This is a genomic window from Pseudomonas fluorescens (assembly GCF_902497745.1).
In the GTDB taxonomy this organism is placed as follows: Bacteria; Pseudomonadota; Gammaproteobacteria; order Pseudomonadales; family Pseudomonadaceae; genus Aquipseudomonas; species Aquipseudomonas fluorescens_BM.
Map to the genome: position 1 here is coordinate 137,323 of NZ_CABVHJ010000008.1, position 15,995 is coordinate 153,317.

Annotated in this window: 14 protein-coding genes; all 14 read left to right on the forward strand. The window is 61.3% G+C overall.

Annotated features, from left to right (window positions below; all coding sequences use genetic code 11):
• Window positions 1-4: 4 nt before the first annotated feature.
• The 14 genes from F8N44_RS14735 (at window position 5) to F8N44_RS14800 (ending at window position 15,992) form a co-directional block, all read left to right on the forward strand.
• The gene (locus tag F8N44_RS14735) at window positions 5-1,357 is read left to right on the forward strand and encodes a UDP-glucose dehydrogenase family protein (protein WP_150650790.1); all 1,353 of its coding nucleotides are present in this window, start codon (window positions 5-7) and stop codon (window positions 1,355-1,357) included.
• Window positions 1,354-2,391 (forward strand): NAD-dependent epimerase, encoded by a 1,038-nt coding sequence (locus F8N44_RS14740; protein ID WP_150650791.1) that lies wholly within the window; start codon window positions 1,354-1,356, stop codon window positions 2,389-2,391. Before F8N44_RS14735 ends, F8N44_RS14740 begins: the two co-directional genes overlap by 4 nt.
• An 18-nt stretch (window positions 2,392-2,409) precedes the next feature.
• Window positions 2,410-3,156 (forward strand): sugar transferase, encoded by a 747-nt coding sequence (locus F8N44_RS14745; protein ID WP_150650792.1) that lies wholly within the window; start codon window positions 2,410-2,412, stop codon window positions 3,154-3,156.
• Window positions 3,156-3,803 (forward strand): CpsD/CapB family tyrosine-protein kinase, encoded by a 648-nt coding sequence (locus F8N44_RS14750; protein ID WP_150650793.1) that lies wholly within the window; start codon window positions 3,156-3,158, stop codon window positions 3,801-3,803. The genes F8N44_RS14745 and F8N44_RS14750 overlap by 1 nt, the downstream gene beginning before the upstream one ends.
• A gap of 21 nt (window positions 3,804-3,824) precedes the next feature.
• Window positions 3,825-4,847 (forward strand): polysaccharide biosynthesis/export family protein, encoded by a 1,023-nt coding sequence (locus F8N44_RS14755; protein ID WP_150650794.1) that lies wholly within the window; start codon window positions 3,825-3,827, stop codon window positions 4,845-4,847.
• A gap of 16 nt (window positions 4,848-4,863) precedes the next feature.
• Entirely contained in the window at window positions 4,864-6,453 is a 1,590-nt protein-coding gene (locus tag F8N44_RS14760; RefSeq protein WP_150650795.1) for a GumC family protein, read from the forward strand.
• Entirely contained in the window at window positions 6,450-7,541 is a 1,092-nt protein-coding gene (locus F8N44_RS14765) for a glycosyltransferase family 4 protein (protein ID WP_150650796.1), read from the forward strand. Before F8N44_RS14760 ends, F8N44_RS14765 begins: the two co-directional genes overlap by 4 nt.
• Window positions 7,538-8,905, forward strand: coding sequence for an O-antigen ligase family protein (locus tag F8N44_RS14770; protein ID WP_150650797.1), 1,368 nt, complete (start codon window positions 7,538-7,540; stop codon window positions 8,903-8,905). Before F8N44_RS14765 ends, F8N44_RS14770 begins: the two co-directional genes overlap by 4 nt.
• Complete coding sequence (locus F8N44_RS14775) at window positions 8,902-9,870, forward strand: glycosyltransferase (protein WP_150650798.1); 969 nt, start codon at window positions 8,902-8,904, stop codon at window positions 9,868-9,870. Before F8N44_RS14770 ends, F8N44_RS14775 begins: the two co-directional genes overlap by 4 nt.
• Entirely contained in the window at window positions 9,863-10,999 is a 1,137-nt protein-coding gene (locus tag F8N44_RS14780) for a glycosyltransferase (RefSeq protein WP_150650799.1), read from the forward strand. Before F8N44_RS14775 ends, F8N44_RS14780 begins: the two co-directional genes overlap by 8 nt.
• Before the next feature lie 13 nt (window positions 11,000-11,012).
• On the forward strand, window positions 11,013-12,014 hold the full coding sequence (locus F8N44_RS14785) for a polysaccharide deacetylase family protein (RefSeq protein ID WP_038369605.1): 1,002 nt from the start codon (window positions 11,013-11,015) through the stop codon (window positions 12,012-12,014).
• The gene (locus tag F8N44_RS14790; protein ID WP_150650800.1) at window positions 12,011-13,318 is read left to right on the forward strand and encodes an oligosaccharide flippase family protein; all 1,308 of its coding nucleotides are present in this window, start codon (window positions 12,011-12,013) and stop codon (window positions 13,316-13,318) included. The genes F8N44_RS14785 and F8N44_RS14790 overlap by 4 nt, the downstream gene beginning before the upstream one ends.
• The gene (locus F8N44_RS14795) at window positions 13,315-15,234 is read left to right on the forward strand and encodes a hypothetical protein (protein ID WP_150650801.1); all 1,920 of its coding nucleotides are present in this window, start codon (window positions 13,315-13,317) and stop codon (window positions 15,232-15,234) included. Before F8N44_RS14790 ends, F8N44_RS14795 begins: the two co-directional genes overlap by 4 nt.
• 68 nt (window positions 15,235-15,302) lie before the next feature.
• Complete coding sequence (locus F8N44_RS14800; RefSeq protein WP_150650802.1) at window positions 15,303-15,992, forward strand: GNAT family N-acetyltransferase; 690 nt, start codon at window positions 15,303-15,305, stop codon at window positions 15,990-15,992.
• Window positions 15,993-15,995: the final 3 nt, after the last annotated feature.

Consider the following 15,995-nt stretch of genomic DNA (forward strand, 5'->3'; position numbering starts at 1 on the left):
GCAGATGGACGTGAGCGTATTTGGCACTGGCTATGTCGGACTTATACAAGCCGCCGCACTTGCAGATGTCGGTCATCGCGTTTTATGCGTGGATATTGACCCAAACAAGATTAAACAACTGCAACAAGCAGTGCCGCCCATTAGCGAGCCCGGTTTGTCCAGCACACTTGAGGAAAACATCAAGGCCGGCCGTCTGCTGTTCAGCACCCAGGCCAGCGACGCGGTCGAGCATGCCGAGCTGATCTTCATCGCCGTCGGCACCCCAGCCGATGAGGATGGCTCTGCCGACCTCAGTCACGTGCTTAACGTTGCCCGCCAAATCGCCTCGCACATGGAAGCCGATCGCACATTGATCATCAAATCCACGGTGCCGGTCGGCACGGCGGATCAAGTGCTCGCCACCGCCAACAGCGAACTGCAACGCCGCGACAAGACCAGCCTGACAGTACGCGTGGTCTCCAACCCGGAATTCCTCAAGGAAGGCAGCGCCCTCGCCGACTGCATGCGCCCGGACCGGATCATCGTCGGCACCGGCGACGACGCCGCCCGCGAGCAGATGAGCGAGTTGTACGCACCGTTCTGCCGCAACCACGAAAAACTGATGTTCATGGACAACCGCAGCGCCGAGCTGACCAAGTACGCAGCCAACGCGATGCTCGCTACCCGCATCAGCTTCATGAATGAATTGGCCAACCTCACCGAACTGCTTGGCGCCGACATTGAAGCCGTACGCAAAGGCATCGGTTCTGATCCGCGCATCGGTTACCACTTCATCTATCCGGGCTGCGGCTTCGGTGGCTCGTGCTTTCCCAAGGACCTGCGCGCCCTGCTGCACACCGCCGAACACAACGGCATGCCGCTGAAACTGCTGCGCAGCGTCACCGACGTCAACGACCTGCAGCGGCACATCCTCTTCAGCAAACTCAAAGCACTGTTCCCGCAAGGGCTGGCCGGCAAGTCCATCGCGATCTGGGGCCTGGCGTTCAAACCGAACACCGATGACATGCGCGAAGCACCAAGCCGTTATCTGATGGATGCGCTGTGGGCCGAGGGTGCCAGCGTGCAGGCTTACGACCCGGAAGCCATGTCCGAATGCCGACGCATTTACGGTTATCGCAACGACCTGCACCTGTGCGCCACCCGTGACGACACCCTCGAAGACGCTGATGCACTGGTGATCTGCACCGAGTGGAAAAACTTCCGCGTGGTCGATTTCGAGTTGCTCGCCGAAAAGCTGCGCTCAAAGGTGATCATCGACGGCCGCAATCTGTACAACCCGGAACAAGTGGCAGCCGCCGGCCTGCATTACAGCGGCATCGGTCTGCGCCACATTGCCCCTGAAGGACTGCGGCCATGAAGGTGCTGGTCACCGGTGCGGCCGGTTTCATTGGTGCCCATTGCGTGTTGCGGCTGCTGCGCGACGGCCACGCGGTGGTCGGTCTGGACAATTTCAACGCCTACTACGACCCGCAACTCAAGCACGACCGCGTGCAGTGGGTGTGCAAGCAGGTCGGCGATTTCCAGCTCGCTACGGTTGACCTGGCCGATGCCTCGGCCATCGAAGCACTGTTTGTCCGCGAACGTCCGCAAGTGGTGATCCACCTCGCCGCGCAGGCCGGGGTGCGTTACTCGCTGGACAACCCTCGGGCCTATCTGGACAGCAACCTCAACGGTTTCCTCAACATTCTCGAGAGCTGCCGGCATCACCCGGTCGAGCATCTGATCTACGCCTCGTCGAGTTCGGTATATGGCGCCAACCAGCACACCCCGTACTCGGTGAAGGACGGCGTCAATCATCCGCTGTCGCTGTACGCCGCGACCAAGAAAGCCAATGAACTGATGGCGCACAGCTACAGCCATCTGTTCGGCATTCCCTGCACCGGCCTGCGCTTTTTCACCGTGTACGGGCCTTGGGGCCGGCCAGACATGTCGCCGATCCAGTTCGCCCGGGCGATCAGCGAAGGCACGCCGCTGAAGCTGTTCAACTACGGCGAGCACCAGCGCGATTTCACCTACATCGACGACATCATCGAGAGCATCGCCCGCCTCATCGAGCAGCCACCGCAGGTCAATCCGCAGTGGGATCGCGAGCAGCCCGACCCGGCCAGCAGCATGGCGCCGTGGCGCTTGTTCAACATCGGCGGGCAGCACCCGGTCGAGCTGAAAACCTATCTGGCGCTGATGGAAAAACACCTTGGCCAGAAAGCCATTGTCGAGTTGCTGCCGCTGCAACCGGGCGACGTGCTCAACACTTGCGCCGAGGCCAGCGATCTGGCCCAGGCCACCGGATTTCAGCCCCGGATAGCGCTGGATGAGGGACTCGGGCGCTTTATCGCCTGGTTCCGCGACTACTACCCCACTGCCTATCGCCCACGCGCCGTTCGCGGCTGAATTCATGTGGAGGACTCCATGACTGGACATGAGAAAGGTGTACCGATCCTAGAAATGCGCCGCGACAAGCGCGTGGATCCCGAGCACCGAATGCGTCTCGACGCGGCGATTCATCGCCAGGGTCGCGGCTGGTTCACCGGCCGCGACGGCGGTCGCCCATGGCAACTGTCACGCACCAATCGCGTGGTCGCCTGCCTTGGGGCGCTGCTGATCCTGGTGCTGATTTCCCCGCTGTTGCTGGGGCTGGCGCTGGTCATCAAGTTCAGCAGCCCAGGTCCAGTGATGTTCGTGCAGAAACGCACTGGCTACCGCGGCCGCAAATTCGGCATGTTCAAATTCCGCACCATGGTCGCCAACGCCGAAGACTTGAAAGAGTCCCTGCGTCACCTCAACAAGCACGGTGCCGACGCCATCGACTTCAAGATCGATCACGACCCGCGCATCACCCGCATCGGTGGTTTCCTGCGGCGCACCAGCCTTGATGAACTGCCCAACCTGATCAATGTAGTGACCGGCGACATGCGCCTGGTCGGCCCGCGTCCGACCTCGTTCAACGCCTACCGCTACAAGGACAATCACCTCGCGCGTCTGGCGATCTACCCCGGCATGACCGGCCTGTGGCAGATCTCCGGACGCAGCAATATCGACTTCGACCAGCGCGTTGAGTTGGACCTCAGCTACATCGCCGAGCAGAGCCTTCTGCTTGATCTGAAGATTCTGTTGAAAACCCCCTTCAAAGTATTCAGCGGCCACGGAGCAAGCTAATGGACGGTTCAACCAACAAAAGCCTGAACATCGCCAACCCCAGCGAATCGAACCTGACCTCGACCGTGCTGGATCTCGATCTGCGGATCCTGTTCCTGACCGCCGCCAACCCCGGCTCAGGCACCACCACTAGCGCGATGGCGCTGGCGAGCCAACTGGCACAAATGAGCAGCGGCCAGGTATTGCTGGTCGATGCCAGCCAGTCGGCGAGCAACCTCACCCAGCAACTGAACCTGAGCAAGGAGCGCGGCCTGCGCGATTTGCTGTTCAACCCGGACAACCCGCCGCTGTTGCAGGACTGCGTGGTGCAGGTCTCAAGCCTGCCGTTCCACGTGCTGCCCAACGGCCGGCCGATCCGCACCCTGGAGCACCTGACCGCCGAGCGTCTGAGCCCTTTGCTTGATCAATTGGGCAGCCAGTACCGCTTTGTGGTGATCGATGGCGACGCGGTGTACTCCGACGCCGACACGCTGGTCATCAGCACGCAAGTCGATGGCGTGGTGCTTGTCGTACGCGCCGAAGATACTCGCTGGGAAGTCGCGCAAGCCGCCGTGCAACGCCTGACTCAGGCCGGGGCAAAAGTGGTCGGTAGCGTGTTCAACCGGCGCAAGTACTACATGCCCAAATGGCTTTACAAAAACCTGTAAGCGAACGCAAAGGATGACGCCATGAACGCCAAAATGCTTGTCCTGCTGTTGCTGCCGCTTGCAGGCTGCTCCAGCAACTCCGACACCCGCAACATGCCGGTGAATATCCTCACCGCCACACCGGCCAATGCGCAAGCCACCGACATGCCGAGGGTCGAGCAGACCCTGCGCCCGAAAGACGTGCTGGATGTGATTTTCCACATCAGTACCAGCGGCTCGGACGCTTACCGCGTGCAGTCGGGTGACCAGATCGGCCTGAACTTCACCGCCGCCAGTCAGCTCAACGGCACGCAACTGGTGCTGCCTGACGGCACCATCGAACTGCCGGGCGCCAACACCTCGGTGAAAATCGCCGGACTGACCAGCGACGAGGCGCGGCAGGAAATCCAGCGCGCCTATCAACGCAAACAGCTGTTCCAGCCCAACCGCAATCAGCTTTCGGTGCAGATTCTGAGCCCGCTGAGCAACGAGCAAAACCTGAAAAGTGCGCTGAACCACCCGGCCACCGGCATGAGCCGCGAAATCACCGTCGGCACCGATGGCTATGCGAGTTTTCCGGAAATCGGCGCCGTGCCGCTGCAAGGCATGACGGTCAATCAACTGGAAACCTTCCTCAACAGCAAATACGCGCAATTGCCGGGACGGATGACTGTGGATGTGCTGCTGAAATCCACCGCCGGCAACGAGATCTACGTGCTCGGCGAAGTCGCTCAACCGGGCTCGTACCCGATCCGCCGGCCGGTGTCGGTGCTCGAGGCGCTGACCCTGGCGCGCGGTACCAACGTCAAGGCGCGTCTCGATTCGGTAGTGATCATGCGGCGCAACGGCAATCAGGTGCAGGCCATGAACTACGACGTCGAGAAAGCGCTGTCGGGCGATGCGCCACAGATCGCCTACCTGCAACCGGACGACATGCTTTACGTGCCAAAAACCAAACTGGCCAGCGCCGGCGAACTCGCCCGCCAACTGGCCGACGTAGTGCTGTTCCAGGGCGTGGGTTTCAGCTTCGGCTACCGCGTCGACAACAAAGGCAGTAACAACTGACTCTCAGGTGAACGACATGACTCCGAAAGAAAATTACCTGCACGAGTTCTTCAGGATTTTCTTCGCCAACAAGCAACTGGTGAAGCGCATCTTCCTGATCTTTGCAGTGATCGCGCTGTTGCTGCCGCTGTTGCTCAAACAGAGCTTCGATATCACCGCGCAGGTGATCGTGCAGTCGAAAAAACTCTCCCAGGGCGATGCGACCACCTCGCTGACCCAGGACAACGCCACCTTCATTCCGCCATCGCTGGCGGATATGGAAACCGAAAGCAACATCCTCCGTTCGCCGGCGCTGATCCGTCAGACCATCAGCGAACTGCGCGACCAGGGTCAGTACAACCCGCCGCCGGGGATGCTCAGCAAGCTGGCCGAACCGTTCAAGCGTTACGTCAGCACGCCGCTGCGCGAATACGTGATCAATCCGCTGCGTGATGCACTGGGCATGGAAACCGATCCGGTGCGCGACACGGCACTGGATGGCTTGACCCAGGAGGCCATCGACAATCTGAAGATTGAAACTCTGCCGGGTTCCAATGTCATCTCGATCGTCTACAGCTTCCCTGATCCCGCCCAAGGCACGACGTTCGTTGCCACGCTGCTGCGAAACTATCTGGTCGATCGTCAGGCGTTGCAATCGATCGAGCTGCCGCACTCGTTCTACGAGACCAAGAAGCTTCAGTATCAGGTCCGCCTCGACGGTCTGGAAGGCGAGCGGCTGAGCCTGCTGGAAAGCGTCGGTTCGTCCGATCCGAAAGAGGAAATCACCTTTCGCCTCAACGCGATCAACACCGAAGAGCAGGCACTCAACCTGTATCGCGATCGCTTGCTGCAGAGCCAGCGCTGGCTCGATTATCTGAAAACCAGCCTGGCCACCGCCAACACCAACAAACTCAATGACTACACCTTTCCGTTCACCTTCACGACGACGGTGGACAACATCGCGTTCGAGGATCGCGAGATCCGGCAGATGGGCGAGGCGCTGACCACTCAGGTCAGCCGCTATATGAACGACCTGGCGATATTTCAGCCCAGCAGCGAACCGATGTTGCTGGCCCGCGAGCAGATTGCCCGCACACGCCAGCAGTTCCTCAAAGTGGTCAACAACCGTATCCAGGAGCGCACGATCGACCTGTCGGTGGTCAGCCAGGTGATCGAGCAGAAAACCGCGCGCATTACCGAGTTCAAGAATCGCATCCATCAATTGCAGCAGACCCAAAGCAAGCTGCGCCAGATGGATACCGAGATCGGCGCATTGCACGCAGCGTTTTCAACCTATGCGCAGCGCTTTGCCGAAAGCAGCACGACGCGCGCGCTGGATAACGACTTGTCCAACGCCCGTGTCTTGAGTCCGCCGTATGAACCGACCGAGGCGGCGTTTCCCAAGCCGATGCTGATCATTCCGTTCGGCCTGCTCACCGGTCTGCTGCTGGCCATTGCCTTCGTCTATGTACGTGAGTTCTTCGATCACCGCTTCAAGCATCCTGCGCAAATCAGTCATGAACTGGGCCTGCCGGTGCTGTTGGTGCTCAACGAAGAAACGTCGCAGCCGGGTAATCCGCACAAGAACTGGACCGTGCCGAGCCTGGTTCACTGGGTGCGCAAGTGAACGCGGCGTCCACCCCGTGCGTCGCCCTGCCGATCATTCATTTGCTCAGCAGTGGCGGCTTCTACGGAGCCGAGCGGATGTTGCTGGATCATTGCCTGGCGACGCCGGGGCAGCATCAAGTGCTGTTCCTCGACGGGCCACCAGAGCTGATCGAGCGTTTTCGCCAGGCCGGGGTGGACGCCCGCGGCTGTACCGGGCTCGGCGGACTACTGCGGCACTTGCATCAGCGCCGTAGTGACAAGCCGTTGCTCAACACGCACAACTTCAAAGGGCTACTGTTCGGTTGGGTCGGCGCCACTTTGTCGAACCTGCCGCTGGTGGTCACTCAGCACGGTTTCACCCCGCGCAGTCGCAAGCAGAAGTTCTACACCTGGCTAAGCCTGCAACTGTGCCGCACGGCCTCGGTGAAGCGAGTGGTCTGCGTAGCGCAAAGCATCGCTGCGCTGCACCGTCAGGCCGGCGTCAGTGCGGAGAAGTTGCAGGTGATTCCCAACGGTTTGCCAGCGGCGCCAGCGCTGCCGCCGGCGCTGGAACGACAACGCTGGCTGGTCGGTTACGTCGGTCGGTTGAGCAGCGAGAAAGGCCCGGATCTGTTTCTCGATGCGCTGATTGCGTTGTGTCACCAGCATCCGCAACTGGACGCCGTGATGCTCGGTGACGGTCCGGAACGTGAAGCCTTGCAGGCGCGTATCGACGCTGCCGGTTTACCACAGCGGATTCGCTTGCCGGGCTATCAGACGGCGATGCAAGGCTGGTGGCAGCAACTCGATGCACTGGTGATCAGCTCGCGCACCGAGGGCACGCCAATGATTCTGCTCGAAGCGATGCAGGCCGGGGTGCCGGTGGTGGCGTTCGCGGTCGGTGGCATTCCCGATGTCTTGCAGGACCGCTACAACGGCCTGCTCGCCGCACCAACCGATACCGCCGCCCTCGCCCGTCAGCTCGACACGTTGCTGGCCGAACCGAAGCTGGCCGCACAACTACGCGACAACGCCAGACGCACACAACAGGAACGCTACGACCTCAAGGCTTTGGCTGAACGCTGGTCGCAGCTGTACATCCACACGGCACGGGAGGCACGCGCATGATTTTCCCGCTCTCGATCGTCAGCTTGCTGGCACTGGTCTGCATGGCTTTGCTGGTCAGTCCTTATCCGTATCTGGCGCCGGGGGCAGTGCTGGGGCTGCTGGGTTTCACGGTGCTCTACCGCAAACCGTCGTGGGGCCTGCTGGGCATTGCCGCGCTGGTGCCGTTTGAAGGATTCTTCAAGGACAGCGCGTTATCCGGGAGCAAATTGATCGGTGCTTCGCTGGCACTGATCCTGGCGTTGCAACTGGCATTGCATCAGATTCCATCGCAGCGCCTGCGCAGCAATCTGTGGCGCTACCTGATCGGTTTCATGGCGCTGTACCTGCTGAGCCTGCTCGCCACCGACAACATGGGCATGTCACAGAGTCATCTGCGTGAACTGAGCGTGGGCCTGATTCTTTTCGTGATCACCTTGTTGGTCGGCCGCGAGCTGAACCTCGATCTGTTCGCTCGGCTGGTCACGCTCAGCGTCAGCGCCACCTGCGCGATGGCGATGTTTTCCAGCCGATTCCAGGACAAGGGCCGCGCCGCCGGCCTGCTCGAAGACCCGAATGCTTTTGCGCTGCTGATCGCCTTCGCCGTGCCGCTGGGCCTGCTGCTGGTGATTCGCAGCCCGAATTTGCTGCACCGTCTGTTCTGGGCGGGCTGTTGTCTTTTGCTGCTCGGCGGCATGACCAAAACGGAGTCGCGCTCAGGCCTGGTGGTACTGGCCTTGAGTCTGGCGATCGGGGTCTGGCATTACCGCCAGCACCTCAACCGCATTCGTCCCCGGCATTTAGGATTCGCCATGCTCGGCGCCGCCATCGTGCTGCCATTGGCGATTTATGCGATGCCTGCCGGATATCTCGCGCGCATCCAGTCGCTGAGTATCTTGAGCGCCGGGGCCAAGGCTCAGGATGAATCCCTCGGCCGTCGCGCCTCGTACATTGTCGTCGGCAGCCAGATCATCCGCGAGCATCCGCTGCTCGGCTCCGGCCCCGGGACCTTCCCGTTGCACTACGCAACCACCGGTTACGCCAAGGCATTCTCGGCCAACCGCAAGATCGGCGACCTGTATCGCCGGGCGCATAACACTTATCTGGAGATCTTCAGCGAACTGGGGATTCCCGCCGGCCTGCTGTTTGTCGGCATGCTCGTGCAGGGTTTCTACAACCTGATCCGCGCACGACGCGAATGGCTGCAACGGCGCGAGTGGCAGCACGCTGACCTGATCACCCATCTGGGAATGAGTTTTCTATCGTTGACGTTGTTTCTGATGTTTCTCAGCGCGCCGAACCTGAAGTACCTGTGGATCATGCTTGCACTGACTTGGGTGCTGCGCCTGAAAGCCGAGCAAGCGCCGCTGACGGAGGCCAAGGCATGAGCCGGATCAGCATCGTCATTCCGATGTACAACGAGGCACGGCACATCGGCCGCACCCTCCTGGCCGCTCGCAAAGCCGCGAACGCCGCCGACATCGACTGTGAACTGATCGTCGTCGACAACGGTTCCACTGATGACGGGCCACAGATCGCTCGCGCATTCGGCGCACAGGTGCTGGTGCTGCCCGGCCTGCTGATCGGCGCCCTGCGCAATCGGGGCGCAACGGTTGCCAGCGGTGAATGGCTGGCGTTCATTGATGCCGATATCGAAATGCCCGAAGACTGGCTGAGCGAATTGTTCGCTCTCGAAGCGCAGAATCAGGGCGACATTTTTGGCTTGGATCTGCACACCCCCGCCGCCGCGCCGTGGTACGCGACCGCCTGGCAACGGCGCATGTTGCGTCCATCAGCGCACGCCAGTCGCACCGTGGACTGGCTGCCCAGCGCCAACCTGTTGATGCGCAAACGCTGGTTTGACCTCGTCGGCGGATTCAACGAAACCCTGCGCACCGGCGAAGACAAGGAATACACCTTGCGTCTGAGCACACAGGGCGCACGGCTGCTGTCGACCAGTAACAGCATCGCCCTGCATTGGGGCTACGAAATGAACTGGCGCGAATGGATGGGCAAGGAGCTGTGGCGCCAAGGCAGCCACCTGCAGTTGCTGCGCACCCATGGCATGAGCCTGCGCCTGCTGCGTTTTCCGCTGCTGTCGTTGCTGGTCTGGATGACGGATTTTCTACTGATCGTTGCCTTGCTCGCCGGCCTCGCGCAGCTCGCGGTGATCCTGCTGGTGCTGACCCTGCTGCCGAGTCTGGCGCTCAGCGTGCGGCAGAGTATCAAGCACCACAATGCTCGCCTCACCTTGCAGCTGTGGGGTCTGCACTGGTTACGCCTGCACCTGCCCAGCGCGGCACTTGTTCTCAGTCTGTGTCATTGGAACGCCAGGAGGCCCGCCCGTGGCTGAATTCATTTTTTGCCTGTGCCTTGTGCTGCCGGCGTATGCCTACATCGGCTATCCGCTGCTGCTGACCTTGCTGGCGCCGCTGTTCCCGGCCTGGCGGCACGCGCCGACACCGCCGCTGAACGTCAGCATCGTCATCGCCGCGCACAACGAGGCGCGACACATCGAGCACAAGTTGCGCACGCTGCTGGCCCAGGATTACCAACCGGCGACGCTGCAGATCATTCTCGCCAGTGACGGCTCGACGGATGACACCGTGGCCTGCGCGCGCAAAGTGATTGATCCGCGCATCACCGTCCTCGACCTGCCGCGTCAGGGCAAAGCCGCCACACTGAATGCCGGCGTCGCCGTGAGCAGCGGCGACATTCTGGTGTTCACCGACGCCGACAACCAATGGTCGCGCGACACCCTCGGCCATTTGCTCGCGCCATTGAGCGATCCGCAGGTCGGTGCCTGCGCCGGGCATATGGTGATCCCGGTCACCGGTGGCGGCCTGAGTATTGGCGACAGCCTCTATCGGCATTACGAAGGCTGGTTGCGCCGGGTCGAGAATCGCACCGGCTGCATGGTCTCCGCCGACGGCGCCCTGCTCGCCTTGCGCCGCGAACTGTTCCAGAACGTACCGGCCGAGGTCAACGACGATTTCTTCATCAGTACCTGCGCGCCGGTCGCGCACAAACGCATCGTTTACGTCCCCCAGGCGCAGGTGATCGACCAGGGCGTCGACGAAGCGGGCAAGCAATGGCGCCGCCGCCAGCGGGTCACCGTCGGCGGCCTGCAGAGTCTGGCGCAACGCAGTGCCCTGCTGAATCCGTTCAAGTACGGCCTCTATTCCATCGCCTTGATCAGCCACAAACTGATCCGCCGCCTCGCGCCGATTCTCTTGCTGCCGCTGCTGCTGAGCAATTTCTGGCTGTGGAACGAGCACGGTTTCTATCGCCTGAGCCTGGTTGCGCAATTGATCGGCTACGCGGTTGCCATCGCCGGCCTGCTGGATTCGCAACACCGTTTACCGAAACCGTTCCGCCTCGCTGCGTTCCTGCTGGTGACGCTGGCCGGCATGAGCGTCGGTCTGTGGCAATTCCTGCGCGGGCAACGCTACGCACAGTGGAATCCTGACCAGAATCGTTGAGAGGACTCATGCCATGGCGATCAAACAACTGCTGAAACGCACCAGCGGCTGGCTCTATCTCAACTCGTCCGTTGGGCGCAACCAGTTGCACGGCGCCGGGGTCATTCTGATGCTGCACCGGGTACTGGCCAACGACCGTGCCGCCAACCTCCCGCACCGCAATGAACTGTGCGTCGGGCCCAAGGCCTTCGAGCATTTACTGCTGTGGCTGCGTCGGCATTTCGATTGCGTGCCGCTGATGGAAATCCTCCAGCCCAATTCGCTGCGCAGCGAGCGCCCACGGGTGGCGCTGACCTTTGATGACGGCTGGCGCGACAACGCCGTCAACGCCTTCCCGCTGCTGCAGAAACATCAAGTGCCGGCGAGCATTTTCCTCTCCACCGATTTCATCGGCAGCCGTCAGCGTTTCTGGTGGGAAAGCCTTGGCGAAACCCTGTGGGGCAGCCACGGTGAAAAAGCGCGGATGCACTTGATCGAGTGCCTGCAGTTCATGCATCACCCATTGCCGGTACTGCTCGATGACATCGATGTCGACCGCCGCAGCCTGGCGCTGCTGCATTTCCTTCAAGGGTTGAAGACGCTTGACCCGCAGGAACTGGAAAAACTCACCGATGAGTGCCCAGCCGAATCACAGCCGCAAGCGCTGGACTGGCATCAAGTGCGCGCGCTGGAGGCTTCCGGTCTGGTGCGCTTTGGCCCGCACGGTGCCAGCCACGCCATCCTCACCGGCCTGGATGATCAGCGCCTGAACGAAGAAATCAGCCGCAGCCGCGATGCCTTGTACAACGGCTGCAACCGCCCACTGCCAGTGTATTGCTACCCCAACGGCGACAACGATGAACGCGTGCGCGAGCAGATCGCCAATCACGATTATCCGTTCGCCCTCGGCACCGGCACCGGCATTTATCGCGGCGAAGGCGACCCGCTGAACCTGCCGCGCTTCGGCGTCAGTCAGCGCATCGCGTGCAATCCGGCGTTGTTGTCGTGGCGCATTTATCGCGGGGCACGGCCATGAGTCGCGGCAGCTACCTCAAGCATCTGGCCCTGAGCATGGGCACCAAACTGGCAATGATTGCCTTGCGCCTGCTGCGAAATGTGTTGTTGGCGCGGATTCTCGGCCCGAGTGAACGCGGTTTGTTCGCCCTGCTCAGCACCCTGCCTGATCTGATCAGCGCGGCGACCAGCGGCGGCTTGAATTCGGCAGTCGGTTATCAAGCGGCCAATCAGCGGCCGATGGGCTTGTTGCTCGCTCAGGTGTTGGTGTTCGGCTGTCTTCTGGCCGGGCTGCTGACCTTGCTGGTGGTTGCGCTGGCGCGAGAATTTGGTAGCGAACTCGATGTGACGATGCAACTGGGTCTGCTGGCGTGGCTGTTGCTGCTGGCGGTGCCGCTGACCGTGCTCAAGAGCGGGCTGCTGACCTTGCACAACGCATCGGGTGGCGTGGTTGCCTTCAATGTTCTGCGTCTGATCGAATCCCTGGCGCCGCTGCTGTTGTTTGTTGCGCTGTTCTGGATGTGGAAAGAGGCAGCACTCGAAGCCGCGCTGATCAGTTGGCTGGCCGGCATCAGCCTGGTGGTGCTGGTCGGCTGGATGTGGCTCAAACGCGCACAACCGCTGCAACTGCAATGGGACCGTGCGAGCCAGAACGAGCTGCTGCGATTCAGTGCACGCAGCCATCCGGACCTGCTGTTTCAACAGATCATTCTGCGCTCCGACTACTTGTTTATCGGCGCCCTGCTGGGCAGTACCGCGCTCGGCCACTACGCCATGGCCAGCGCCGCCGCCGAATTGTTGCTGATCGTTCCGGAGGCGGTCACCACACCGCTGATGAAGCGACTGCTGCAACAGGACAAAGGCATGGACAAGGTCACACCGCTGGCGCTGCGCCTGACCGCCACGGTGATGCTCGGCGCCTGCCTGACCATGGCAGTGATCGGCGAATGGTTAATCGTCACGCTGTTCGGCGCGGCGTATCAACCGGCGTATCCGGCGCTGCTCGCGTTGCTGCCCGGCCTGCTGGGCCTGTGCTATGCGAGCATTCTGCGCCTGGATCTGATTGGCAAGGATCGCCCGGGCACGGTGTCGTTGCTGATGGGCATCGGCGCTCTGTTCAACCTGGCGCTGAATCTGCTGTTGATTCCTGCCTTCGGCATTGTCGGTGCAGCGGCGGCCTCATCAATCGCCTATCTGGCGGTGACGGTGGCGATGCTGGTGCTTTATTGCCGCTTGAGCAACGTGCCGTTCTGGCAAACCTTGATCATCCTGCCCAGCGACATCGCCCCGATGTGGTTGATGTTGCAACGTCGGAAGACAGCATGAAACGCCTGGCCCTGCTGTTCGGACTCGGCCTGACGCTGGACGCCTACGGAGCGTCGATGCGCTGGGGCGATATCCGCGACGGCAGTTTGTATCTGCAGGCCGATCGCGCGGACACCGTGACCGTCAGTTGGGTGCCCGCGTGGCAGGCAGAGGCTAACGAAGAACATCTTTACCTGCTCGACGGTCAGGGCAAGTTGCAGGGCGAACGGTTGATCAAGGCAAATGAAACCAGTGGCAGCCAGAGCTGGCCGCTGGCACCTGGCGCTGCGAGTTACCAACTGGAGATTCCCGGCTACAGTTTCCGCGGTTACCGGATCGAACATGACGAAAAAACCGTGGCGCTGTTTGCTCCGGCCAAGGTGCATTTCAGCGCGGAAGTACGTAACGCCACTGAGCTGTATTTCAGAGTCGCACCCGGCGAACACGCGGTGCTGGCCGGCAAGTTCCATGGCGGCGTCAGCGGTTTGCAGGCACAGCGGGTTGGCGATGGACAGCAACTGTCATTGGCACTGAAACCCTATCGTGCCTATTGGCAGTTCGATCAAGTCGCGCTGCCCGTCAGCGAACAACCGCAGGTCTGGCGCCTGCTTCTGCAAGGTAGGGGCAAAGCAGCATTCTGGCTCGATGGCACGGCGAATCTGTTTGCGCAGAGTCCGCAGCAGCTCAAACCCTTGCAGTCAGAACCGGGGCAGACGCGTCTGACCCTGCACGACAAAGTCCTCGGACGCACGCCGGATCTGGGAATCGCACTGCCTTACCTCGTACCGCCGCCGGCCAGTCACGCCGTACTGGATGCCTTGAAACCCACCGCTGCGAGCTACTACAGCTTTGTTGACGTCACCTCGAAGAATCCACATTTCGAAGACGCGTTCCGTCAGCTTTATCAAAATCGCTTCGGCATTCGCCAGGACATCACCCTGCTCGCCGGCACCGGGCGTCAGGCCGATCTGCGCGCTGATGCACAAAGCAACAGCGGCCTCGACGCCTGGCTCGCCGGCACCCGTGCCCTGAATGGCAAAGGCACGCACTACATCGGTTTCGCCGACGAACCTAATCTCAACTATTCAAGCTACGAACAATACCGGGCGATCTTCAACAGCATGGCGCGGCAGGTGCGCAGCGACCCAGCCAACGCCAAGGCAGGCGTGCGCATCGCAATGCCGGCCAGCTCGCGGCTGGTCAACGGGCCGTTCACCGAAAACGCAGCGGACAAGCGCGGCATCGATTGGGCGCGGCGTCTACTCAGTGAATCCGCCGATCAGGTCGATGCATTGGCCTGGCATGAATGGATGATCCGCGACTTGCTCGCGACCCGGGTCTACCGCGACAGCGTGCGCCGTGCAGCGGACCTGGTGGGGCTGGACGCTAAAGGTCAGCCACGCAAAGCGTTGCTGCTGGATCAGACCAATCTGTCCAGTGGCTCAGCCCTGAGCCCCTACGATCAGGAAACCCATTACACCGCGCTGTGGTGGGCCTCGGTGGTCATCAACGCCTCTCAGGACGGCCTGCTGAGCATGCTCAACTGGTTTCAGGCCGCCGACGAACCGCCCTACGGCAAGGGCATGGTGCGCATACATGACGATGGTCGCTTCGAGCTGAAACCGGTGGGCCTTGCCCAGCAATTCATTGCCCGGCATTGGCTGCCGCAAGTGCTGCAACTGGATAACGACGCTTTTGAGGTGGATGTCCTGGCGATGGCCGGCGACACGCAGCGCGCACTGCTCGGGGTGAACAAAGGCACGCGCATGCAACGGGTTGATCTGAGCGGTGCCCGGTGCCCGCTGAATCAAAGCGCCTTGCGTTTCTTCGGCGCTGACAATCGCAGCCGCGACATACCGTTTGCCTGCGAAAACGGGCGCATTCGTTTCGAATTACCGGGGCAAACCGTGTTTTCCCTGAACTGGAGCGCTTCATGAACCGCCCTTCGATGTTCTGTCCCGCGAGCGTCTTGCTGTGCGTGGGACCTTCAACAGGAGAAGAGACCATGGATGTATTGCGAAGACTCAGCGGACATATCCGTCGTAAAGGCCTGCGAGCGACCTTGGCGAAGATCCGCAGAATGTACATTTTTGACCATCAGGAACTGCTGTGGATGGAGCGCGATCTGGTCAGCCCCGTGCCGCCGCACAGCCTCAAACCCTACCCGCCACTGCGCATGCTGAAGATCACCGCAAACAACGCCAGCGCCTTTGCCCGCTACTTCGGAAACCGCGTCGGCGTCATGGCCGAGCTGGCCAGTGACGGTCACACCGGGCATATGCATGTCGACGACAAAGGCGATGCCGTGGCGTTTATCTGGGGCACACCGCGCGACTATTTCGATCGGCATTACTACCTTTGCCGGTTCCCGGTCAAACCCGGCGAATTTTTCGAGTTCGGCGGCGAACTGACCCGTGCCTACTGGGGCACCGAATTGTCGGTAGATCTGCAACTGCGCCTGTGGAAAGCCATGGCCGCCCAAGGCTGCCACACAGTGGTCGATGTCTGTGACTCGAGCAACGTCCCGGCGCTCAAGCTGCACCTGCGCATGGGCTATACCGAACAACAGCGGATCATGAATATCTACACGCTGTTCGGCCGCTGGCGCTTCTATCGCGAAACCCGCTACAGCGGCTCGCGTCTGGCGGCGCTGGGTAAAACTTCCCGTCCACCTGTCAAAGCAACGGCGGCCTGAACC